21 protein-coding genes are annotated in these 21,390 nt (G+C 37.7%); 11 read left to right on the top strand and 10 right to left on the bottom strand.

Annotation, left to right across the window (positions count from 1 at the left end):
- Positions 1-447: 447 nt before the first annotated feature.
- From J0N78_RS23665 to J0N78_RS23650, 4 genes are all read right to left on the bottom strand, one after another.
- A complete protein-coding gene (locus J0N78_RS23665; protein WP_307794999.1) occupies positions 448-1,320 on the bottom strand; it encodes a ClpXP adapter SpxH family protein in 873 nt (290 codons plus the stop codon).
- A 73-nt stretch (positions 1,321-1,393) separates the two neighbouring features.
- Positions 1,394-1,783: a globin domain-containing protein gene (locus J0N78_RS23660; RefSeq protein WP_209125550.1), complete on the bottom strand. Its 390-nt coding sequence runs from the start codon at positions 1,781-1,783 to the stop codon at positions 1,394-1,396.
- 539 nt (positions 1,784-2,322) lie between these two features.
- The gene (locus tag J0N78_RS23655; RefSeq protein WP_209125549.1) at positions 2,323-2,973 is read right to left on the bottom strand and encodes a lytic transglycosylase domain-containing protein; all 651 of its coding nucleotides are present in this window, start codon (positions 2,971-2,973) and stop codon (positions 2,323-2,325) included.
- A 92-nt stretch (positions 2,974-3,065) separates the two neighbouring features.
- Positions 3,066-3,647 (bottom strand): CYTH domain-containing protein, encoded by a 582-nt coding sequence (locus J0N78_RS23650; protein ID WP_209125548.1) that lies wholly within the window; start codon positions 3,645-3,647, stop codon positions 3,066-3,068.
- A gap of 236 nt (positions 3,648-3,883) precedes the next feature.
- Between J0N78_RS23650 and J0N78_RS23645 the strand changes: the two genes are divergently transcribed.
- Genes J0N78_RS23645 through J0N78_RS23630 form a run of 4 tightly spaced genes read left to right on the top strand, consistent with a single transcriptional unit; the run spans position 3,884 to position 6,668 of the window.
- Positions 3,884-4,264, top strand: coding sequence for a UPF0738 family protein (locus J0N78_RS23645; RefSeq protein ID WP_209125547.1), 381 nt, complete (start codon positions 3,884-3,886; stop codon positions 4,262-4,264).
- A 54-nt stretch (positions 4,265-4,318) separates the two neighbouring features.
- The gene (yjbM, locus tag J0N78_RS23640) at positions 4,319-4,951 is read left to right on the top strand and encodes a GTP diphosphokinase (protein ID WP_209125546.1); all 633 of its coding nucleotides are present in this window, start codon (positions 4,319-4,321) and stop codon (positions 4,949-4,951) included.
- Positions 4,952-4,977: 26 nt separating this feature from the next.
- Positions 4,978-5,772 carry an NAD kinase gene (locus tag J0N78_RS23635; protein ID WP_209125545.1) on the top strand — a complete coding sequence of 265 codons (795 nt, stop codon included), beginning with the start codon at positions 4,978-4,980 and terminating at the stop codon, positions 5,770-5,772.
- A gap of 5 nt (positions 5,773-5,777) precedes the next feature.
- Entirely contained in the window at positions 5,778-6,668 is an 891-nt protein-coding gene (locus J0N78_RS23630) for an RluA family pseudouridine synthase (protein WP_209125544.1), read from the top strand.
- Positions 6,669-6,714: 46 nt separating this feature from the next.
- Here the strand turns inward: J0N78_RS23630 and J0N78_RS23625 are convergent, their stop codons facing one another.
- Positions 6,715-7,155 carry a hypothetical protein gene (locus J0N78_RS23625; RefSeq protein WP_209125543.1) on the bottom strand — a complete coding sequence of 147 codons (441 nt, stop codon included), beginning with the start codon at positions 7,153-7,155 and terminating at the stop codon, positions 6,715-6,717.
- Between the two features lie 19 nt (positions 7,156-7,174).
- Complete coding sequence (prpE, locus tag J0N78_RS23620; protein ID WP_209125542.1) at positions 7,175-7,924, bottom strand: bis(5'-nucleosyl)-tetraphosphatase PrpE; 750 nt, start codon at positions 7,922-7,924, stop codon at positions 7,175-7,177.
- A gap of 172 nt (positions 7,925-8,096) precedes the next feature.
- On the opposite strand from prpE, the gene J0N78_RS23615 reads away from it, so the two are divergent.
- Entirely contained in the window at positions 8,097-10,160 is a 2,064-nt protein-coding gene (locus J0N78_RS23615) for a cation:proton antiporter (RefSeq protein ID WP_209125541.1), read from the top strand.
- A 372-nt stretch (positions 10,161-10,532) separates the two neighbouring features.
- A complete protein-coding gene (gene fabI, locus J0N78_RS23610; protein WP_209125540.1) occupies positions 10,533-11,312 on the top strand; it encodes an enoyl-ACP reductase FabI in 780 nt (259 codons plus the stop codon).
- A 429-nt stretch (positions 11,313-11,741) separates the two neighbouring features.
- On the opposite strand, the gene J0N78_RS23605 is transcribed toward fabI, so the two are convergent.
- Entirely contained in the window at positions 11,742-12,203 is a 462-nt protein-coding gene (locus J0N78_RS23605; RefSeq protein WP_209125539.1) for a hypothetical protein, read from the bottom strand.
- 189 nt (positions 12,204-12,392) lie between these two features.
- Between J0N78_RS23605 and J0N78_RS23600 the strand changes: the two genes are divergently transcribed.
- The 5 genes from J0N78_RS23600 to J0N78_RS23580 all read left to right on the top strand — a co-directional run bounded on the left by J0N78_RS23600 (position 12,393) and on the right by J0N78_RS23580 (position 17,719).
- Positions 12,393-12,746 carry a DUF1360 domain-containing protein gene (locus tag J0N78_RS23600; protein ID WP_209125538.1) on the top strand — a complete coding sequence of 118 codons (354 nt, stop codon included), beginning with the start codon at positions 12,393-12,395 and terminating at the stop codon, positions 12,744-12,746.
- 43 nt (positions 12,747-12,789) lie between these two features.
- Positions 12,790-13,749 (top strand): dTDP-glucose 4,6-dehydratase, encoded by a 960-nt coding sequence (locus J0N78_RS23595; RefSeq protein WP_209125537.1) that lies wholly within the window; start codon positions 12,790-12,792, stop codon positions 13,747-13,749.
- 191 nt (positions 13,750-13,940) lie between these two features.
- Positions 13,941-15,053: a CotS family spore coat protein gene (locus J0N78_RS23590; protein ID WP_209125536.1), complete on the top strand. Its 1,113-nt coding sequence runs from the start codon at positions 13,941-13,943 to the stop codon at positions 15,051-15,053.
- Positions 15,050-16,444: a glycosyltransferase family 4 protein gene (locus J0N78_RS23585; protein ID WP_209125535.1), complete on the top strand. Its 1,395-nt coding sequence runs from the start codon at positions 15,050-15,052 to the stop codon at positions 16,442-16,444. Before J0N78_RS23590 ends, J0N78_RS23585 begins: the two co-directional genes overlap by 4 nt.
- Positions 16,445-16,759: 315 nt before the next feature.
- Positions 16,760-17,719 (top strand): nuclease-related domain-containing protein, encoded by a 960-nt coding sequence (locus J0N78_RS23580; protein ID WP_209125534.1) that lies wholly within the window; start codon positions 16,760-16,762, stop codon positions 17,717-17,719.
- Between the two features lie 70 nt (positions 17,720-17,789).
- Here J0N78_RS23580 and sat read toward each other — a convergent pair whose 3' ends face one another.
- From sat to J0N78_RS23565, 3 genes are read right to left on the bottom strand one after another with little or no spacing between them, the layout of a single operon-like run.
- Positions 17,790-18,926, bottom strand: coding sequence for a sulfate adenylyltransferase (gene sat, locus J0N78_RS23575; protein WP_209125533.1), 1,137 nt, complete (start codon positions 18,924-18,926; stop codon positions 17,790-17,792).
- Between the two features lie 5 nt (positions 18,927-18,931).
- Positions 18,932-19,561 carry an adenylyl-sulfate kinase gene (cysC, locus tag J0N78_RS23570; protein WP_209125532.1) on the bottom strand — a complete coding sequence of 210 codons (630 nt, stop codon included), beginning with the start codon at positions 19,559-19,561 and terminating at the stop codon, positions 18,932-18,934.
- 42 nt (positions 19,562-19,603) lie between these two features.
- Positions 19,604-21,373, bottom strand: coding sequence for an SLC13 family permease (locus tag J0N78_RS23565; protein WP_209125531.1), 1,770 nt, complete (start codon positions 21,371-21,373; stop codon positions 19,604-19,606).
- Between the last annotated feature and the right edge of the window lie 17 nt (positions 21,374-21,390).

Below are 21,390 nucleotides of genomic sequence, written 5' to 3'. Positions count from 1 at the left end.
AGCAGACACCTTCCGCTTTTCACTGTCTAGCTCCAGCACCCACCGACTAGCGAGACTTCCCTCTCCGCCGTACGATAAGTCAACATCGACTCACTACCGTTCAACGTGTTTCCTTTATCTTCTGCGGCTCAGTCCAGTCCGTACGTCGGTAAACGGGCGCTTCCGCTTTTCTATTGTCTAGCTTCAGGTGTCATCGGCTCGAGGTCGCTTCGGTCCATCAAACGTGTCCAAAAGTCAGGACACGAATTGCTGGTCCTCCAGCGCTTGTCGCCGATAAGCAGACACCTTCCGCTTTTCACTGTCTAGCTCCAGCACCCACCGACTAGCGAGACTTCCCTCTCCGCCGTACGATAAGTCAACATCGACTCACTACCGTTCAACGTGTTTCCTTTATCTTCTGCGGCTCAGTCCAGTCCGTACGTCGGTAAACGGGCGCTTCCGCTTTTCTTATTTCGTAATGTATCTCCAAAAAGTTCCATGTTTAACGGGGACACGTTCTACTTGTTGTTGTAACATCATCCGCTTTAATTTTCTTTCCGCTTCCTGAATAGATATATTAAAGACGACAGCTACCTCTTTAGTTGCAACAAAACTATAGCAAGATAAGAATTCTTCCAATGTAATCGATGGTGAAGGTTCAGGTGAATATCCTAATAGTTGTTGAATAATTTCAACAAAAATCTCATAAGGATAAAACCCAGTAACCTTTAAACCCTCATCCTCGATATTATCATTGAAAAATACAAAAGTAGGGGAGTAGTCGACAGAAAGTTCCTTTGTCATTTTTACATCGCACTGTAGGGCTTTCACTGCTCCTTCTGAATGAAGGTCTCGAATGAATTCATCGACATCTAATCCCGCTTTATTTGCACATTCAATTAATACGTCTTCTTTAGATATATTTTTTTTATCCAAGAAGAGTAGTTCTCTTAGCCTTCTTAAAAATTTCATTGCCGCAAATTGACCTTGCATTTCAGCTGCTTTAATAGCGATTGAAGCTGTGTAAGGAGAGGTGATAGGATCTTCAAACCAGAGATCACCATCACAGCTCATACCTGTCCGACTAGCGGTTTTCTCCCAACTTTTCGCAATTTCTTCGAGCTTTTTCGTTTCTTCTGTTTTTGCCTGTGGTTTATTCCAATACTCAAGCGAACCAGCAACAAAGTATCGTATTTTAAAATATTTTCCGTATTCAACTTGCAGCTTTTTTAACATTGGTTCAAAGGCCCAACACTCCGGGCACAGTGGATCAATAAATATATAGATTTCCAACGGTTTTTTAACACAATTGTTTTCTTTGGATACGGATGGTTCGTCAATAGGACCACAAAAGCCTCGAATATTATCACAGCTAGACTGATTATCTTTTGAAGTCACCTGAGTGTCCCCCTTCCTATTCCGTATCTTGTGGATGATTGACCATATGATGTGCTGTAAAGGTTAGACGACTAAAAATTTGTTCGCGCAAAGCCCCTTGTAGACCAACTTCATCCATTGCTTCCTTCATACAAGCTAACCAAGCTGAAGCCCTAGTTGGTGTTATTTTAAAAGGCATATGTCTAGCTCTTAACATGGGATGACCATGTTCGTCAGAGTACAAGGTGGGTCCCCCTAGGAATTGGGTTAAAAACTGTTTTTGCTTTCTTGCAGTTTCTGTTAAGTCGTCTGGAAAAATCGGTGCAAGCTCTGGGTGCTGACTTACTTTATCGTAAAAGGTATCTACTAGTTGGCTTAATGTTTCTGCTCCACCTATTGCATCATAGGGTGTTTGATGTTCTGACATAGTTATCTCCTTTAAGAGGATGTTTTAGTAACAATTACTTAAATCCATTTTAGCAATCGTTAGTTCTAACAGCAAATAATCTGATTTGCTGAACATATATTTTAATAAAATGGTGATTTTATCACTTGAAGTCTAGGGAGGGTATATAAAATGAGATCGTATAGGAAACAGCTAGCCTAATCATACTGAATTAGATCAATACAAGAAAAATTAATCTGAAATAAATGGAAGAAAATAGTCTTTGTGTGAGTCTAAGAGCCTAAAGACGTTAGAAATGTGTGGTGGTGGTTACAAGGAGGTTAGGTGACCAAGAGAGGAAAAAAGTAGGAGATGACGGTCACCCAGGACTCTCCTTAGTGAATACTAGAGGGGAAAAATGGAATGCTCAAATCTCAAAAAAAGATTTTCTCAAGGAATCCTAAGAAAACTACATCGTAATACACAGCCGACTCCTCAAATAAGTTGCTTGGATAGAAAAAGGTGAACAAATTGCAACAAAAAATGCTTAGATCGGTAACCGATCCAAGCATTTTCATAGGCTAGGTGTTTAAAAAAGTGTTCATCACTTTTGGTACGTAATTTTGTGTTTCCTTAAATGGAGGAATGCCCCCATACTTATCAACATTTCCTGGACCTGCGTTATAAGCGGCTAAAGCAAGACGTGTGTCTTCGTTATAACGGTCAAGCATTTGGCGTAAATACTTTGCACCGCCTTCAATATTTTGCTGGGGATCATAAACATTCATAATACCTAAAGATTTTGCGGTTTCAGGCATTAACTGCATCAGTCCACCTGCTCCAGCATGACTTGTAGCATTAGGATTAAAATTAGACTCATGCTTGATGACAGAAACAATAAGCTTTGGGTCTATGTTATATTTTATTGCAGCATCATTAATCCATTTTTTATAAGTATCTACTCGAGAATTTCCGGTTTCTGTTAACGGGGAGATTCTCGTATCGTTCAATGCAGACAACTGCTTTCCACTCTCTAATTGGGCAATAGGATGTAAAAACAAATCCATTTGTCGCTGCTTAGTATTTAATTGAATGTTCGCTTTCTCCATTTCATTTTGGATAAAATCTGAAAATAACGATTGAAATGGGGAGTTGCTTGTTTGGGAGCTTGTCCCTCGAAACTGACGAATAGCATTCATTTCTGCAATTTGCTGGAACAACATTACGTTCATTCACGTCACCTCGGACTGAATTTGATTCTATTATCAGTTTACTTTACAGTGCAACATTAGACAATGTCCGATTTTTGGATAATATTAATGACCTACATTTGCTGTTGTTTTCTTTCAAAAAATCTAATAATTTTATTTTTCGTTGGTCTTTTCGGGATGTTATGTTGTTTTAAAATGTGATTAAAAACTTCTTGTACCGACTCTACACTGTTTCCTTCTACTTCTAATTCGTAATCTAATGTGTCTAAATAATGGCTAATATCAAGAACTACAAGTTGATGATTGTACTGAATTTCTGCTCTAGACGTAGTAAGTGAACCTAAACAAGTGAAATGTTCGATCGGGACATTCAAAGCTTCAATATCTGACTTTACATCACCATCAGGAATGGATCCTGTATTAAGCATATGCTTAGCCTCTTCAGCCGATATTACTTGGTTTGTTTCCATTAAACCGACTTCGTTTGGTTGTTTTAAGGTCATAATATATTTATTGCTTTTTTCTCTGATGCGGAGGGCTGCCTTTTTTTCTTTTAAGGCATAATTAGCAGTGTCAAAATAATGATTAGTTTGTGAGACAAATTGAGAATTGTCAATGGAAAAATAGCTTTGTAAACGTTCTAGCTCATTTTTTGTTAATAGGTTTTTTGCTTCTATTTCAATTTCACGGGTCATGTATATATACTCCTTAAAAATAATTTAGCATGAATGGGGTTGAGAAATTAGCTGTTCAACTCAAGTTAGGAGCTCTTGTCTCTCTAAAAAAGATCAAAACATTCACTTTGCTTCCATTATGTCACAGATAGAAATGAGGGACAATCGGTTGAGATCAGTGATTTGTATTCTAGTCTTGCTGCAAATTATGGTAAGATGGTTACGTAACGATAGAGAAGTAATAGGAGGGCCCAATTATGAAACAAATAGATGTTAACAAGATTTCTACAAAAAAGGATAAAATAATCTTACATATAGCCAAACCGCTAGCCAAAAATGAAGCAGTCTCATTGCAAGCTGCTGGAAGAATGCTTGCAGATTCAGATCAATTAGCATTCATTTATCTTTTGGAAGACGAAGAAAAGTATCGACATGTAAGTATACCTGAACAGCTATGGTCTGAGTTAAGGACACATTTAAATGAAGTAGATCGCGTGTATATCGAATTAAATCATGAGCTTGAGATAGAATGTACATATTTTAAAGATGAATTCAATTACTTACTGGATAATATTCAAGACAACAGCAATTACGGTGAGAAAATGGTCGAAGCTGTTGGAAGAATTATTTCAAAATAATCAACATAGCTTTAAAAAGTGACGTCGATTATTTGATGATAGGTTGGTGGTTGCATGTACAATTGGGACACGTTCTTAATTCCATATAAGCAAGCTGTAGAGGAATTAAAAATTAAATTTAAAGGCATTCGTGAACAATATCAAAAATCTTCTATGCATACTCCGATTGAGTTTGTGACGGGGAGAGTGAAGCCCGTTACGAGTATTATTGACAAAGCAAAACGTAAAAACATCCCGTTAACACGGATTGAAGAAGACATGCAAGACTTAGCCGGAATTCGTATTGTTTGTCAATTTGTAGAAGATATTAATACTATAATTGAGTTCATCCGTCTGCGAACGGATTTTAAAATCGTTGAAGAACGTGATTATATTAATCACAAAAAAGAGAGTGGCTACAGGTCGTACCATATTGTCCTCAAGTATCCTGTTGAAACGATTGCAGGTAAAAAACAAATCTACGTGGAATTACAAATACGGACACTTGCCATGAATTTTTGGGCAACAATCGAACATTCCTTAAATTATAAATATAGTGGAGAAATTCCAGAGTATTTTAAACAACGATTGCAACGCGCTGCCGAAGCTGCTTTTCAATTAGATGAGGAAATGTCACAAATTCGTGAAGAAGTTCGAGAAGCACAACAAATCATTTCTAAAAAATATGACCGTTTGAATAATGAATAAATTTATTATAGATGGAGTCTGATGTTATGAACTTTACCGTGACTTCTAGAGGAGATAACGTATCTAATGCACTTCAGCAAAGGATAAAAACTTACTTAGTTGAATTTGGATTAACATACGATGAAAAAGAACCAGAAATTGTAATTACTGTTGGTGGCGATGGGACCTTACTACACGCTTTTCATACGTACAAACATCGTTTAGAAGAATCATCTTTTGTTGGAATTCACACCGGTCATTTAGGCTTTTATGCGGATTGGATGCCTGGAGAAGTAGAAAAATTAGTCATTCATATTGCAAAAACTCCTTTTCAGATTGTTGAATATCCTTTATTAGAGGTCGTCATCCGACATTATGGTGATAATAAATCTGAACGATTATTAGCCTTAAATGAGTGTACAGTAAAAAGTCCGGAAGAATCGCTCGTATGTAATGTAGAAATTAAAGGTGAAAAATTTGAAACGTTTCGCGGAGATGGATTATGTATTTCAACTCCATCTGGAAGTACCGCGTATAATAAAGCACTCGGTGGAGCCATTTTACATCCGTCACTTGCATCGATTCAATTGGCAGAAATGGCGTCCATAAATAATCGTGTATATCGTACAGTAGGCTCACCACTCGTTTTACCTCAGCACCATACCTGCTTATTAAAGCCACAAAATGATGTGAATTTGCAAATAACAGTTGATCACTTTTCTTGGGTGCACCAAAAAGTCAAGTCCATCCAATGCCGGGTCGCTGAGGAAAAAATCAAGTTTGCACGTTTTCGCCCGTTTCCATTTTGGAAACGTGTCAAGGAATCTTTTATTGGAGACTAAGTGAAATGACAAGACTACAAATCACATGGACTGTAGCAAAAGACTGGGAAGGTAAACTTTTACGAGAGTTTTTAAAAGTGGAAAAAAAATTATCGAAAAGAGCCCTAGCGGATATTAAATTTGCTGGTGGCTCCCTTTTTGTGAACGGTGAAACGGCAACTGTAAGAAAGACACTACAGTCAGGTGATGAAGTTACAATTGTGTTTCCACCTGAAACAAGAAGTGAAAGTATTCTTTTAGAACCGATCGCTCTCGATATTTTATTTGAAGACGATCATTTTCTTGTAATCAATAAGCCCGCGGGCATGCCGACGATCCCATCAAGAGATCACTTGAGCGGAACACTTGCAAATGGAGTATTATATTATTATGATCAAAAAGGAATTTCCTCCACGTTTCATGCCGTCAACCGACTTGACAGAGATACTTCAGGAATAGTGGTAATCGCCAAGCACCGCTTTGCGCATGACTTAATGGCAAAGGAGCAAAAAGCTGGTCAAATTCACCGAGAGTATATTGCTATTATTCATGGTCAATTAATGACAGAAAAAGGGACAATCCAGGCTCCAATCGGTAGAAAAAGTGATAGTATTATTGAAAGGGAAGTGCGCTCAGATGGGCAAGAAGCGATTACTCATTATACCGTTCTTTTACAAAGGGATGAAGAAACAGTTGTAAGAGTCAAGCTCGAAACAGGTAGGACGCACCAAATCCGTGTTCATTTTGCTTCCATAGGACACCCATTACTCGGGGATGATCTGTACGGCGGTGAACGAAAAAAAATAGACAGACAAGCGTTGCATAGCTATTACTGTTCATTTATACACCCTTTTACTTATGAGAACATTACAATCGAAGCAAAAGTACCCCTAGATATGCAAAGCTGGCTGACTTAAATGTTACTTTTCCATGGAAATAAAATAGGACGACGAGTTGGTAGCCCTAATTCGTTTCCATTTCTACATTTGTGATTGGAAACCGAGTAACGTCGTCGCCAGCTTCATCAAAAATAACAACTTCAACGGCACCGGATACCATTTCTTCAGTAAATGTTTGGTTAACTTCAAATGATTCTCCAATAAAGTAGCCGCTGTTCGGACTAATATTAAATGGTTCCGGAATTTGCTTATCATTGACAAAAACAATCGTTTCCTGTCCGATTTCTTTTATTAATTCATCCGATAATAGTTCAAATTTGGCATAGAGATTATCAGATGGCAAGCTGCTTGTATTTTGGAGACGAACATAAAGGGTAAGTAAATTTCGGTCCTCATCAATGATAACCTTACTTTTCTCAATATCACCTTGAATTTCAACTTGCGGACCACAACTCGTTACTATGAAAATTGTTAATAAAAGCAGTATAATTTTAATGAATTGCATCGTGTCACCTTCTTAATAATTACTCAAGTGTATCGTCAAAGGCCCGAAATTTCTCTCCGACGTGCGGCATGGATGATGGAACAGATACGGTTTCTAATTCAGGGTAGCGAAGAGCGGTTAGTTTACCGCCAAATACACACCCTGTATCAATGTTAACCGTATTGTGAATAAAGCGTGGCTCGGCAACAGGGGTATGACCGTACACAATCCAAGCCTCACCAGAATAGTTTTTGGCCCAGTCTCTTCTAACAGGAGATCCATCAGGATGCTTTTCACCTGTTATATCTCCGTAGAGGACAAACGTTTTTACTTTTTTATCATGTCGGCCAATGTAATCCTGTCTAATCCCTGCGTGTGCGATAACAAGTTTTCCATCATCTAAGACTGCGTATAAATTAGAGTTTTCAACGAGCTTCCGGAACTTCGCACTGATTGCATTATATTCTTTGCGAGATAACTGTTCAAGTTCTGCGACTGTTGTTTCTAAGCCGTGAGTCGTTTGTACGTTTCGACCTAGAAAATAGCGATAAAGTTTATCACAATGATTACCAGGCACATAATAAGCCAGCTTACGGTTCACGAGTTCGTAAACGATTTCAATGACTTTTACGGAATGTGGACCTCGGTCAGTTAAATCGCCAACGAATGCTAGCTTTCTTCCAGTGGGATGGATTGGGATGTTTTCTGACCAATCATAACCTAGTTTTTCAGTAAGTTGTACGAATTCATCATAGCATCCATGAATGTCACCAATAATATCAATAGGCATAATGGTTTCCTCCAATGTAAAAGTGTAGTATTATAAAAACTCGCTCATTTGCATAGTACAAGTTCATCCCCCATACAATGAGGGAATATGGCATTGCTACTTGCTGAAAATATCATTTTGAAAACTTATCACAATAGTGAAATATATCTTGAAAAAGGAGGGAGCAACAAGTATGTTTGAAAACCCCATCTCTAATCCAGTCTTAATTTTTGCAATTGCTATGCTAGTATTCCTGTTAGCTCCCATAATTATGGCCAGAATTAAAGTGCCAGGTATTATCGGACTTATTTTTGCAGGGGTCATTATTGGTCCAAATGGATTAGGCATTTTAGATCGAGACCCGACGATTATTTTATTAGGGACAGTAGGGCTTTTATATATTATTTTTATTGCAGGCCTTGAGATTGATTTAGAAGGTTTTAAAAAATATCGAGACCGCAGTATTGTATTTGGTTCTTTATCTTTTACAATCCCATTCATTTTAGGTACGGCTCTAGGATTATTACTACAATATTCAATTCCAGCTTCTATATTGTTAGGTTCATTGTTGGGTTCCCATACATTACTTGCCTACCCAATTGCAAGCCGCCTTGGGATTGCCAAAAACAAAAGTGTAACGACAACCGTTGGTGGCACGATTATGACCGATACGTTAGCGTTACTTATTCTTGCGATTATTGCTGCTTCAATGGAAGGGGACCTAAATTTAGCTCTTTGGATTACGATGCTTGTATCTTTAGTTATTTATGTAATCGTTGTACTTATTATCATACCCTTTCTGGCACAATACTTTTTCCGTTCCATGAGTAGTGAAGGGACACTAGATTATATTTTTGTAATGACAATCTTGTTTGTCACTGCATTTTTTGCTACCGTTGCAGGGTTAGAACCGATCATTGGTGCCTTTTTAGCGGGGTTAGCATTGAACCGTTTTATATTAGAACATAGTCCGTTAATGAATCGAATTAAATTTGTTGGTAATGCGATTTTTATTCCATTTTTCTTGTTATCCGTTGGTATGCTCATGGATATTCAAGTTTTATTAAGTGAACCGAGCGCATGGATATTAGCAGCGGCAATTGTTTTATTTGTACAGCTTGGAAAGTATCTAGCTGCATGGATTAGTGGAAAGCTCTATAGTTATTCTAAAGAGGAAATCCATCTTATGTTTGGATTGTCAGTTCCACAAGCAGCAGCGACTCTTGCAGCCACTCTCGTTGGTTTTGATCTTGGATTATTTGATCAAGCAACAGTGAACGGCGTTATTGTGATGATCCTCGTCACTTGTATGGTTGGTCCTTATACGGTTGAGAAGTATGGCCGAAAGCTTGCTTTATTGGAAGAACAACAGCCGTATGAACCAAGTAATGCACCAGAACGAATATTAGTACCGTTAGCAAATCCGAATTCAGTAGAGGATCTATTAAATTTATCATTTAGTTTACGCGGGAATAGTAATGAGCCTATTTATCCGTTAACGGTTGCACGGGAACAAAATGGCCGGTCGGCAGAAAAGGTAGCTGAAGCTGAGAAAATGCTTGGAAAGGCGCTGACATATGCGTCAGGAGCCAATATTCCTGTTCATTTATTAACTCGAGTCGATCCGAATGTTTCATCTGGCATTATCCGAGCGATAGAAGAAACGAGAATTACAAAAGTCGTTGTCGGCTGGAACGGCAAATTATCGACACCGCAAAAGATTTTTGGTGGTGTATTAGATCAATTACTTGATCGAACAAATGAAATGGTATTAGTTTCCAAGCTCGGCCACCCATTAAATACGACGAAAAGAATTGTTCTTATTTTACCTTCAGGTGTAGATCATAAATCAGGATATTATGAAGGAATTAAAACAGTTAAAGAAATGGCCAATCAAATTGGAGCGAATCTATCTGTCCTTGTTATTAAAGATGAAAGTATCTCATATCAAAAAACATTTGAAGAGATGAAGCCTGATGTTTCAACAAAATTTGCAAAGGTAAAAACATGGAATGAGTTAATTCATAATTACTTTTTGATGTTGAAAAAAGATGACTTGGTAGTGGTTCTCAGTGCAAGAAGAGGGACAATTGCTTGGCATCCTAAGTTAGAAGAACTCCCAAGAATCCTAGCAAAGTCCATTCCAGAAAGCTTTATTATGCTGTATCCACCAGAAACAGAAAAAGTCGATTTACGTGGTTCAAGGGGGACAGATGTGCCGAGAACCTTACTTCCAAGAAGAGAATTTGGTGATTAATTTGACGCCTCCTATTATTAGGAGGTTTTTTTTTGGTGATAATAGTACGGAACTTATGTTAGAAAAGAGGGATTGCCAGATGGACCCAATCGTTGTTTGTCCGAAGTGTAAAATTGAAAAACCTTTAACCAATTTATTAACGGCACAGTCTAATCAAAACGTCATATTTGAGTGTGAACACTGTCATTTTATTAAAAGGAATATCACAACAAAAAAAGGGTAATAACGATAAAGGAAGAATATTAATGACTAGACTATACCAAATAATGAAAAACATGCTATACTCTTATTGGTACCAAGTACTAATAGTAAGTGTTTAATATTGTAAAAACAAATCTTAAAATTGTTCCTAATAGAGCAGGAGGGGAAATGATGAATTTATCATTACAAGATCGTACATATGTCATTATGGGAGTAGCTAATAAACGAAGTATCGCTTGGGGAATTGCTCAATCTCTTTCAAAAGCAGGTGCACGTTTAATTTTTACTTATGCAGGAGAGCGACTGGAGAAAAATGTTCGAGATTTAGCAGAAACGTTAGAAAGAGATGATTTCTTAGTTCTTCCCTGTGATGTAACAAATGATGAAGAAGTGGAAAAAACATTCGCTAACATCAAAGAACAAGTTGGTGTCATTCACGGAATTGCTCATTGTATTGCATTTGCAAACAAGGATGAACTTGAAGGGGAATACTTAAATACAACGCGTGACGGGTTCTTACTCGCTCAAAATATTAGTGCGTATTCGTTAACAGCCGTTGTAAAAGCAGCTCGTCCACTGATGACAGAAGGTGGAAGTATTGTTACTTTAACCTATCTTGGCGGTGAACGTGTCGTGAAAAATTATAATGTTATGGGTGTTGCAAAAGCTTCACTTGACGCAAGCGTAAAGTACCTAGCCAATGACTTAGGTAAAGACGGCATTCGCGTAAACTCAATCTCTGCTGGTCCAATCCGTACATTAGCAGCGAAAGGTATTTCTGGTTTCAATGATGTATTAAAAGAAATTGAGGAACGTGCCCCGCTTCGTCGTACGACAACACAAGAAGAAGTCGGAGATACAGCATTATTCTTAATGAGTGACATGTCTCGCGGTATCACAGGCGAAATGATCCATGTCGATTGCGGATATAACATTTTATCACTTTCTTAATCGATGAGAAAAGGAGCTCAACTAGGGCTCCTTTTCTATTTGTCACTAGGGAATTTTGTCTATTTTAAGTGGATAAAGCTGAAATGATAAAGCAATGGGTAGAAAAAATGTAATGTACATTTGTAATTGAGAGAGTAAGTTTACCAAAACAGTGTCGAATTTTGTTTGTATTTGTCGAGAAATCGATAAATGGTCATAAGTTAAAAATAAAAGCTAGGAACTTGAAAATATTTGGCCTGAAGTTAAAAATAAAACATCTAAAGTTGAAAAAAAAGCTATAAGATAAAAAATTCTCCCCTTCATTTTCCTAAAAGAAGCAAAAAGAAGTAGCTGAAAAAGCATTTAGACATTAAATTCCTTGTGAAAAAGCCTCTTCCATAATGGAAGAGGCTTTTTCATACCCTTTAAATGGCATTAAAACTGACATTATTATTGTTGCTGTCCTGATCCAAATGCTGTTCCAAACAACCATGGCCAGAAGCCGCCCCCGCCCCCTTGCCCTGGCTGCCACGGTGACGGCTGCCATGGAGATGGAGGCGATGGTTGCCACGGAGATGGAGGAGATGGCTGCCAAGGCTGCCACGGTGACGGTTGATGATGTGGACGAGGAGGAGTCGGGCCGAAATAAGGGCTAATTCCTACCATGTCGCTATAATGTACTTGAATATATTGTTGACGATACCGTGGTGGTTGATAGATGAACATTGAAACCATTCCTGTTCTTGGATTGTAATCAAGAACATAAGCAATGACTTGACCGTAATTAGGGATGGATGTAGTGATCCATTGATTTACATAACGATCGATAACCGTTGGAGGAATATATTGTAGTGAAGGCTGTTGACGGTAATAGTCATGATAGTTCATTTCATTTTGATGATAATGATACATAGTGATATCATCTCCTTTCTTTTCGTTATTAGGCTATGGTAAAGAAAGAAAAGTGTGCATATAACTAGTAAACTTTCACATTCATCGGTAAAAGAGGTTGAAAATCCTTTCAAAAAGACAAAGGAACTAGGCACATATTTAAGTTTTATACATATTTTGTTAGCAGATTAAAAAAGAGGATGGATGAAAATGATAAGTCCTTTCGAATTTATTCTGTTATTACTAGCTTCTTTTCGTTTAGCGCATTTAGTAGTATTTGATCAAATAATGGCACCACTACGAAATCCATTTCATCAAATTACAACAGAAACGCTTTCCGATGGTACGGTAGCATCTTACCTTGAAGTGAAAGGTAGTGGAGTGCGGAAGTTTATCGGTGAATTAATTGCATGCTATTGGTGCACTGGCATTTGGACAGCGGCCTTTCTTTATTTTGGTTTTATTATTTATCCTACCGTTTTTCTCCCAATTGTTATCATCTTTGCGATTGCAGGGTGTGGCTCTGTGATTGAAGCGGTTGTGCAAAAAGTTATTCAATTATAATTTTTTTTTTTATAAAATTTTAAAGTCCATGGAGGGAATGGAAGTGAGGAAGGAAGTATTAGTAACAGGTGGTGCAGGTTTTATAGGGGCCAACTTTATACAGTATCTTCTTGACCATACATCCTACCACATCACAAATATTGACTCTCTCACACATTCAACCAATCCCGAAGCATTTATTGCACCTTTAAAATTACCAAACTATCGATTTTTTCAAGTAGATATATGTAATGCTATGCAGCTCAATAAAGTATTTGACCGTCAATATGATGCAATCGTTCACTTAGCAACACTAACCGATGGAACCGAGAAAAAGGATTCTACGATTGATTTATACGATGTTAATGTTTTCGGAACGTTGAATTTACTGGAAAAAGTAAGGCAAGGCTATGGCAAAAAAATCATCTATGTATCAACTGGTAAAGTATACGGTGCACTAGGTGAAAAAGATCGGCCAAATTTAGAAGAAGCAAGGCTCAACCCAAATGATGTCTATGCGGAAAGTAAAGCGAGCGGCGAAATGATTGTTCGTGCCTATATAAAAAAATACGGTTTACCAGCTATTATTACTCGTTGTAGTAATAATTATGGACCGTATCAGCAAAAGGAAAAATTAATTCCGACTGTTATTTTAAATGCCATTGAAGAAAAGGAAATTCCGATTTACGGAGACGGACAACATAAACGTGATTGGATTTTCGTTAGGGATCATTGTCGTGCCCTTGAAACGATTGTCGAGCATGGTAAGTTAGGGGAAGTGTACAACATCGGTGGGGGACGTGAGCGATCGACTATAGATGTCGTTAAACTTATCCTTGATTATATGAATAAGGATCATCAATTAATTCGTCACGTCGCTGATCGAGAAAATGGTGGGAGACGCTATGCTTTGAATTGGGAGAAAATCCATTTTACGTTACATTGGCGACCGCAAACGTCTTTTTATAAAGGGTTAATTGAAACGATCGAGTGGTACACTGCAAATCAACTTCAGGAATATTAACGATATCATGCGATGAAAATAAAAATAAAAGTGTGAGTATAAACGGCCTTAATAAGCGAAAGAGCTCGGGTAACTTCAACATTACCCCCTGAGTTTTTTCGTTTTTTTTGCATTTGTGGGTATTTGTCCATTCCTAAATTCCCAATTACGAATACATTAATTATTATATTAGACTATAAGGAGGTAAATAGATGGATAATGAACAGCTTATTACCCCCTGGGATTTAGAAGAAGCTGAACTACAAGATGAATTTTATGTACCAGAATACATTGTTAATATGGCTCATGAAGTTAATAAACATTATGATATGAACGTTAGCCACATGGAAGTCATAACGACAAAAGCAGATAAAGGTGGATTAATTTGGAAGATTGAAACTGATAAGGGACCAAGAAGTTTAAAATTATTACATCGTAGACCAACAAGAAGTTTGTTTAGTCTCGGTGCCCAAGAATATTTAGTCAAAGAAAAAAATGCGCGAGTTCCTCCGATCATTCCGACAAAGGACGGAAAATTGTATGTAGAAATGGGTGGGAAGCTTTGGTTTGTTGCTGAATGGATTGAATCTCTTTTCCAAGTGACAAAAGATCTAGAAGGAGCAAAAGAACTTTGTTATGCCATTGGAGAGTTCCACCAACTGTCAAAAGGCTACACACCACCAGAAGGAGCAGAAAATGCTTCAAGACTTTACCGCTGGCCAAAAACGTATAAAAAAATTGTCAATAAAATGAATTGGTTAAGAGATATAGCCACTCTATATAATGAGATGCCTGCAAGTTCTGAGGTACTATCTGTTGTCGATATGTTTGAAGAACAAGCAATTAAAGCGTTAGAACGACTAGAGCAATCCACTTATCATGAACTTGTCAAAAAAGGGAATAAGGAATGGGGACTGGTTCACCAAGACTACGGTTGGTCTAACGGGCAAAAGGGTGACGGCGGTATGTGGATTATAGACTTGGACGGGGTAGCCTATGATTTACCGATTCGCGATCTGCGAAAATTAATTACTGGTACGATGGATGATCTAGGTGCCTGGGATGTTCATTGGGTCAAAGAAATGATTTTAGCCTATCACGAAGCTTATCCAATAGATGATCAACTGTATGAGATTTTAATGATTGATATGGCCCTACCTAATTTATTTTATAAAAATGTCAAAGAAATGATTTATGAACCAACCGTATTTATGGATGATGAACTCAAATTATTAGTTCAAAGAATTGTAGAAATCGATAAAACGAAATGGCCTGTACTCGAAGAACTAGCGGATAACAGTTGGTTAGGAGGAGTGAAAAAGTGAAAATCTTAATCATATGTACTGAGAAATTACCAGTCCCTCCTGTACGCGGTGGAGCTATCCAAACGTATATCGCAGGTGCTGTGCCATTTCTAAGTAAAAAACATGAGATCACAATACTAGGACGAAATGATCCGTCATTACCTGATAAAGAAACGAAAGACGGCATACATTATGTTCGATGTCCAGGTGGCTTACTTGAAACGTATCGACAAGGTGTTGTTGAGTATTTAAAATCCAATTCCTCCTTCGATTTAATCCACATTTTTAACCGGCCACGTCTCGTTTCTCCAGTACGAGAATGTGTTCCGAAGGCGCGGATCATTTTAAGTATGCATAATGATATGTTTAAGCCTCAAAAGATATCTCCCGAGGAAGGAGCTCTTGCCATTGAGCAAGTCGATAAAATTATTACGATCAGTGATTATATCGGTAAGGCTATTACGGAACTATTCCCAGAAGCGGCTCCTAAATTAAAAACGATTTATTCAGGCGTCGATCTAGACCGATTTGTCCCTGCCTACTCACAAAAAGCGGACGGGATAAGGAAAAACTTACGTAGAGAATACAATCTAGAAGGAAAAAAAGTAATCCTGTTTGCAGGTCGCCTTTCAGCAAATAAGGGGGCAGATGTCCTCGTTCGTGCGATGAACATTCTCGCGAAAAAACATTCCAATGTTGCCCTTGTCCTAATGGGAAGTAAGTGGTTTAGTGATAACGGAGTAACGGACTATGTTGCCTATGTCCGTGCCTTAGCAGATCGCTCTCCAGTTCCGGTGATTACGACAGGATTTGTCGCACCTGATAAAATCCAAGACTGGTTCGCTACAGCTGATATATTCGTTTGTCCTTCGCAATGGGAGGAACCACTAGCACGAGTGCATTACGAAGCGATGGCAGCAGGATTACCGATTGTTACAACAGCCCGTGGTGGAAACCCAGAAGTCATTGAAGTAAATAAAAACGGATTAATTGTCGCGAATCCAGAAGATCCAAATGAGTTTGCTGAACATTTATCTGTACTGCTTTCGAGCTCACAAAAGTGTAAAGATATGGGTCAATATGGTCGGAAGCTAGTTGAAGAAAAGTTTCACTGGAACCGAGTAGAAAATGATATCTTAGCCGTTTGGACTGAAATCGAGCACAAAATTAAAAATAATATTCCGATTAATGCGGATAGCACAGAAGAAGAACAAGTACTGGGCGAAGAAATTGAAGAAGTACTAGATACTGAAGCTGAAATCGATACTGAGATCGTAGAAACTATTGAAGAAGTAGAAGAAGAGGTTGTTGAAATCGACGAAGAAGAAGAGAAACGAAAACGAGGCATATTCATTTGCAATGACAACCCGCCGGCACCGCCGTGGCTTAGTTTTAAGAAGAAAGCGAGTTAATTTACGGTATGAGGATGAGTGGAAAAGGTTTGGGAGGAGATCCCAAACCTTTTTAAATTAGTAGATAAAGTTAGGGATCAAAATAGGCTTAGACTGATATATTCTGAGTTGGACCGATATATCGAGAGTTAGACTGATATATCTGGAGTTAGACTGATATATCGTAAATTAGACCGATATAATTTAAATTAGAATGATATATTCATAGTGGGGCTAGTTGTTTCGTAAATTAATTATTAATTTTCGTACATATATGAAGGGATGTTATCTATTCATGGAGAAATTTTCTTCAAAACAAGAGGAGAGTGATCCAAATTGATTAAAAAACAACGCAGTATTCCATTGAAGATATTAAAACTAGAAGCGTTACTAAGGAGACTGCCACTAGAGCACCCAAAAAGAAGCCAGATAAAGGAAGCTCTCGCTAAAAGTTTAGCAGGATATAATGGAGAAAAGGCGATTGACTTTCATTTATCCTTTTTACCTGAAGAAAGGTACACGATATTGCACGATCTCAGAATCCCTCATAATGATAGACTCTACTTTCAAATGGATACATTGGTTTTGACACCGAAATTTCTCCTTATTCTCGAAGTGAAAAATATAAATGGGTCATTAATATTCGATCAAACGTTTCAGCAGTTAATCCGTACTTCAAATGATGTAGAAGAGGCATTCCCAGATCCTCTATTACAGGTAGAACGACAAAAACGACAATTAGACATGTGGCTACTAAAACATAAATTTCCCCCAGTACCAATTAAAACAATAGTTGTGATTAGTAATCCCTCAACAATTATTAAAGCAGCACCGAACAAAGAAGTTATTCATGCTGCCTCACTTCCAAATAAGCTAATCATGTTAGATAAATTCTCCAATAAGGAAATCCTTACTTTAAAAGAAATAAAAAAATTATCTAATCTCTTAATAAAGCAACACCAGCCTCGAGATCAAAATTTACTCCAGCAATATCAAATCCCACATACAGATATTTTAACGGGAGTCCATTGCCCAGAATGTTTCAGAATTGCGATGATTAGAAAAAGAGGGAAATGGGTTTGTCCCGAATGTACTACTCATTCCTCTGATGCCCACATTTTTTCACTTAAAGATTATTCTTTACTAATAGATAAAGAGGTTACAAATCAACAAGTGAGAACCTTTTTAAACATTATGTCTACTACTGTTGCAAAAAAACTACTCATTGCATCAAATTTCGAACAAATAGGAGAGAACAAGGGAAGAAAATATAAGCTAGAATTTCCTGAAAACTAATCCGATTTCAACCGGTAATCTCCAAATTTCTTCTTTAGCCCCTAGTTAATATAACTTCAGTGGTAAAAAATTAACTTTCCATCCCCCTCATTAACACTTCGATCACCTCTGGTCGGCTAAATTGCGGCGGCGGTGTAATTCCATTTCGTAGCATTTCACGTACCTTCGTTCCCGATAAATGCAGATGATCTTCCTTCCCATGTGGACACGTTTTACGCGAAGACATGTTCTCACATTTTTTACAATAAAAACTATGTTCAAAACAAAGAATGTTGATCCCTATTTCTTCTGGTGAAAATTGCTTAAAAATCTCCTGTGCATCGTATGTTCCATAATAATCGCCAACACCAGCATGATCACGACCGACGATAAAATGAGTACAACCATAATTTTTTCTAACAAGCGCGTGGAACACAGCTTCTTTCGGACCGGCATATCTCATCGCTGCTGGAAATACGGATAAAAATACTCTCTCACTAGGATAATAGTTTTTTAGAAGAACTTCATAGCTTTCCATTCTAACGTCAGCAGGTATATCATCTGATTTTGTTTCACCGACAAGGGGGTTAAGAAATAAACCATCAACTGTTTCAAGGGCACATTTTTGAATGAATTCATGAGCTCTGTGCACAGGGTTTCGCGTTTGGAATCCAACGACTGTTTTCCAATTATTTTGTTCAAATGCTTTTCTCGTTTCCGATGGGGAGTTATAGTATTGTAAAAACTTTTTATTTTTAGAAGGAATTTTCGTTAAAGTAACGGGGCCAGCTACATAAACATTTGGACGTTCTTGTAGTTTTTTAACTCCTGGGTGGTTTTTATCCGTTGTTTGATAGACAAGCTTTGCTTCAAGCAATTTATCTGGTGTATATATTTCTTCAACGTGTAAAATGCCGTAGACTGTATTGTCAAAGAGTAGTTTAATAGGTTCTCCTATAATCAAGCGCTTTGCAGCTTTTTCAGTCACCGGCAAAGTAATCGGAATACTCCAAACCATCTCATTTTTAAGCATCATATTGTGTAAAACAGATTCATAGTCATCCTTTCCCAAAAATCCAGTTAGTGGACTATAAGCTCCGTTTGCGATTAACTCTAAATCAGATAAGGCCATTCTATCGATTTTAACTTCTGAAGAGATTGAAGAGAAATCAAAATTTAAATCAATTTGATTAACCAGCTCTCCACCGTGGGGGATACTATGTGTCAAAACACTCACTCCTCTTTATGTTCTGCTAATTTTAATTCACTTAAGATAAAGGATTTAATCTTTTGAACAGATTCACCTACCGACATTTTTGTCGTATCAATCGTAACCTCTGGATTTTGTGGTTCTTCATAAGGCTGACTTATCCCGGTAAATTGAGGGATTTCACCACGTCGAGCCTTTTTATATAAGCCTTTTGGGTCTCGTTTTTCACATTCCTGTAATGAACACTTCACATAAACTTCAACAAATTCACCAGGTTCAAACAGTAATCGGGCTTGCTCGCGATCTTCTTCATAAGGGGAAATAAGCGCTGCAAGAACAACTATACCTGCATTTACAAATAGTTTTCCGACCTCAGCTGTTCGGCGAACATTTTCTTTCCGGTCTTGCTCAGAAAACGTTAAATTACGATTGATCCCATGACGAAGATTGTCACCGTCTAATAAATACACACTCATTCCGTCTTGATGCAATTCGTGTTGAAGAGCGTTAGCGATTGTGGACTTTCCCGAACCTGAGAGGCCTGTGAACCAAAGCATAAGACTTTTGTGGCCGTGTAATTTTTGTCGATCGAGTTTTGTAATCTTAGATTGATGCCAAACAATATTTGCTGGGGTGTTTTTCTTCTTTTTCATTTTGGACAACTCCCTTCCTAATTATTAAAAACTCTCTCTTACTCATCCCCAAATAAAAACAGCTATAAATACGGTAACAATCATACATAGGAGACTTAGTGGAAAGCCTACTTTAAAAAAGTCAGAAAAACGGTAATCACCTGGTCCATAAACGAGTAAATTCGTTTGATAGCCGATAGGAGTCATAAAGCTACAGGAGGCAGCTATGGCAATAATGATCGCAAACAGTTCAGGATTGTAACCTAGTTGAACCGCTAATGAAAATCCAATCGGAAACATAAGCGCAGCCGCTGCGATATTGCTGATTAGTTCTGTTAAAATGAGAGTTACTAGGTAGATTATGAAGCAAAGGATGATTACGTTCATTGGATTCGCCAAGTTTAAGAGATTGGTTATTAGAGTAGGTAATCCAGCATTTTCAACTGCTTTTGCTATGCCAATTGCTGAAGCGATGAGTACTAAAATCCCCCAGTCAATGGCATTTTTTACTTCAACAGCTGTTATGGATTTCGTGACAGTTAATATAATCATTCCTAGAAGAGCGGCTTCAAATATCGATAAGAGTTGAAGGGATGCTAATGCAATGACGACAACTAAGGTAGGAATAATAACCTTGGACTTAGCGGTGACTGTTGTTTCATCTGTTTGGATCCCAGACACAAGATAAAAATCACGAGAGTTAGACCATGAGTTAATAAAATCTTTTCCTTCCAAAAGCAGGAGTGTATCTCCTGGCTTGATGACAATGTTTCCGATGCCGGTAGAGATTTGTTGATTGTTTCTGCGAATAGCGACGATTGCAGAATTATATTGAGCTCTAAAGTTCGAATCTTTAATTTTTTTTCGAATTAAAGGAGAAGAGTGGGATACAACGACTTCAACTAAATTAGAGGTATTGGGCTTATAAACGGGTTCCACTTCTTCATTCAAGGTAGTGAGCTCTATTCCTTTTAAATGGAGCAGCTTCAAAATGCTTTCTACATTACCGGAAAAGATCAGTACGTCGTTTTCTTGAATAATTTCATACCTAGAGGCTGGAGTGATGACGTTATTGCTTCGAATGATTTGAACGAGAAAGATATCGTGCAATGCCCTTAAGTTAACATCCTTTACCGTTTTTCCAATCCAAGGGGAATCAATATTTACTTTGACTTCAACCGTATAATCTTTTCTGGTAGATTGGTAGGCCTCGATCAAATTTTGATTATTCGGTAATTTTATATGACCATAAATGATCATATAAAATAAACTAACAAGAAAAAGCGGGATACCAATTAATGAAAACTGAAACATTGAAAATCCTGGATGTCCATGCTGCTGTAGTAATCCATGAACGAGTAAATTTGTCGATGTGCCAATTAACGTTATCGTTCCTCCAATAATGGCAGCATAAGAAAGTGGAATAAGTAGTTTAGAAGGAGAGATTTTATTTTTCATCCCCCAACTATGAATAATCGGGGTAAGCATGGCAACGATTGGAGTATTATTCATGAATGCCGATAAAAAAGAAACAGGAAGCATCATTTTAATAAGGACGATAGGTAGTTGTGAATTTTTCCCTAAAATACGTGTTAGGAGCTTCGGTACAATGCCACATTTTTGAACAGCATAGGCAATAACCATTAATAAGCCAATCGTATGAACTGCAGGGTTTGCAAAACCTTGAAAAGCTTCATGGATAGGCAGAACTCCTAAAACAATAAGCAAAGCTAATGAAGTAAAAACGGTAAGCTCAGGTGCAAACCATTCTTTAATAAGACAAATAAACATAAAAATTAAAACGACAGTAACCGTTATAACAGAAAAAGACATAATGCACACCATACCTA

It is taken from the genome of Alkalihalobacillus sp. BA299 (genome assembly GCF_017745675.1).
Classification (GTDB): Bacteria; Bacillota; Bacilli; order Bacillales; family Bacillaceae_F; genus Alkalihalobacterium.
Note: the sequence above shows the minus strand (reverse complement) of the source record. Positions and strands in the feature narration are given on the sequence as shown.

Excerpts from the sequence above, each read along its gene's own strand:
- J0N78_RS23660 (WP_209125550.1), bottom strand. The coding sequence starts at position 1,783 with ATGTCAGAACATCAAACACCCTATGATGCAATAGGTGGAGCAGAAACA.
- J0N78_RS23655 (WP_209125549.1), bottom strand. The coding sequence starts at position 2,973 with ATGAACGTAATGTTGTTCCAGCAAATTGCAGAAATGAATGCTATTCGT.
- J0N78_RS23650 (WP_209125548.1), bottom strand. The coding sequence starts at position 3,647 with ATGACCCGTGAAATTGAAATAGAAGCAAAAAACCTATTAACAAAAAAT.
- J0N78_RS23645 (WP_209125547.1), top strand. The coding sequence starts at position 3,884 with ATGAAACAAATAGATGTTAACAAGATTTCTACAAAAAAGGATAAAATA.
- yjbM (WP_209125546.1), top strand. The coding sequence starts at position 4,319 with ATGTACAATTGGGACACGTTCTTAATTCCATATAAGCAAGCTGTAGAG.
- J0N78_RS23635 (WP_209125545.1), top strand. The coding sequence starts at position 4,978 with ATGAACTTTACCGTGACTTCTAGAGGAGATAACGTATCTAATGCACTT.
- J0N78_RS23630 (WP_209125544.1), top strand. The coding sequence starts at position 5,778 with ATGACAAGACTACAAATCACATGGACTGTAGCAAAAGACTGGGAAGGT.
- J0N78_RS23625 (WP_209125543.1), bottom strand. The coding sequence starts at position 7,155 with ATGCAATTCATTAAAATTATACTGCTTTTATTAACAATTTTCATAGTA.
- prpE (WP_209125542.1), bottom strand. The coding sequence starts at position 7,924 with ATGCCTATTGATATTATTGGTGACATTCATGGATGCTATGATGAATTC.
- J0N78_RS23615 (WP_209125541.1), top strand. The coding sequence starts at position 8,097 with ATGTTTGAAAACCCCATCTCTAATCCAGTCTTAATTTTTGCAATTGCT.
- fabI (WP_209125540.1), top strand. The coding sequence starts at position 10,533 with ATGAATTTATCATTACAAGATCGTACATATGTCATTATGGGAGTAGCT.
- J0N78_RS23605 (WP_209125539.1), bottom strand. The coding sequence starts at position 12,203 with ATGTATCATTATCATCAAAATGAAATGAACTATCATGACTATTACCGT.
- J0N78_RS23600 (WP_209125538.1), top strand. The coding sequence starts at position 12,393 with ATGATAAGTCCTTTCGAATTTATTCTGTTATTACTAGCTTCTTTTCGT.
- J0N78_RS23590 (WP_209125536.1), top strand. The coding sequence starts at position 13,941 with ATGGATAATGAACAGCTTATTACCCCCTGGGATTTAGAAGAAGCTGAA.
- cysC (WP_209125532.1), bottom strand. The coding sequence starts at position 19,561 with ATGAAAAAGAAGAAAAACACCCCAGCAAATATTGTTTGGCATCAATCT.
- J0N78_RS23565 (WP_209125531.1), bottom strand. The coding sequence starts at position 21,373 with ATGTCTTTTTCTGTTATAACGGTTACTGTCGTTTTAATTTTTATGTTT.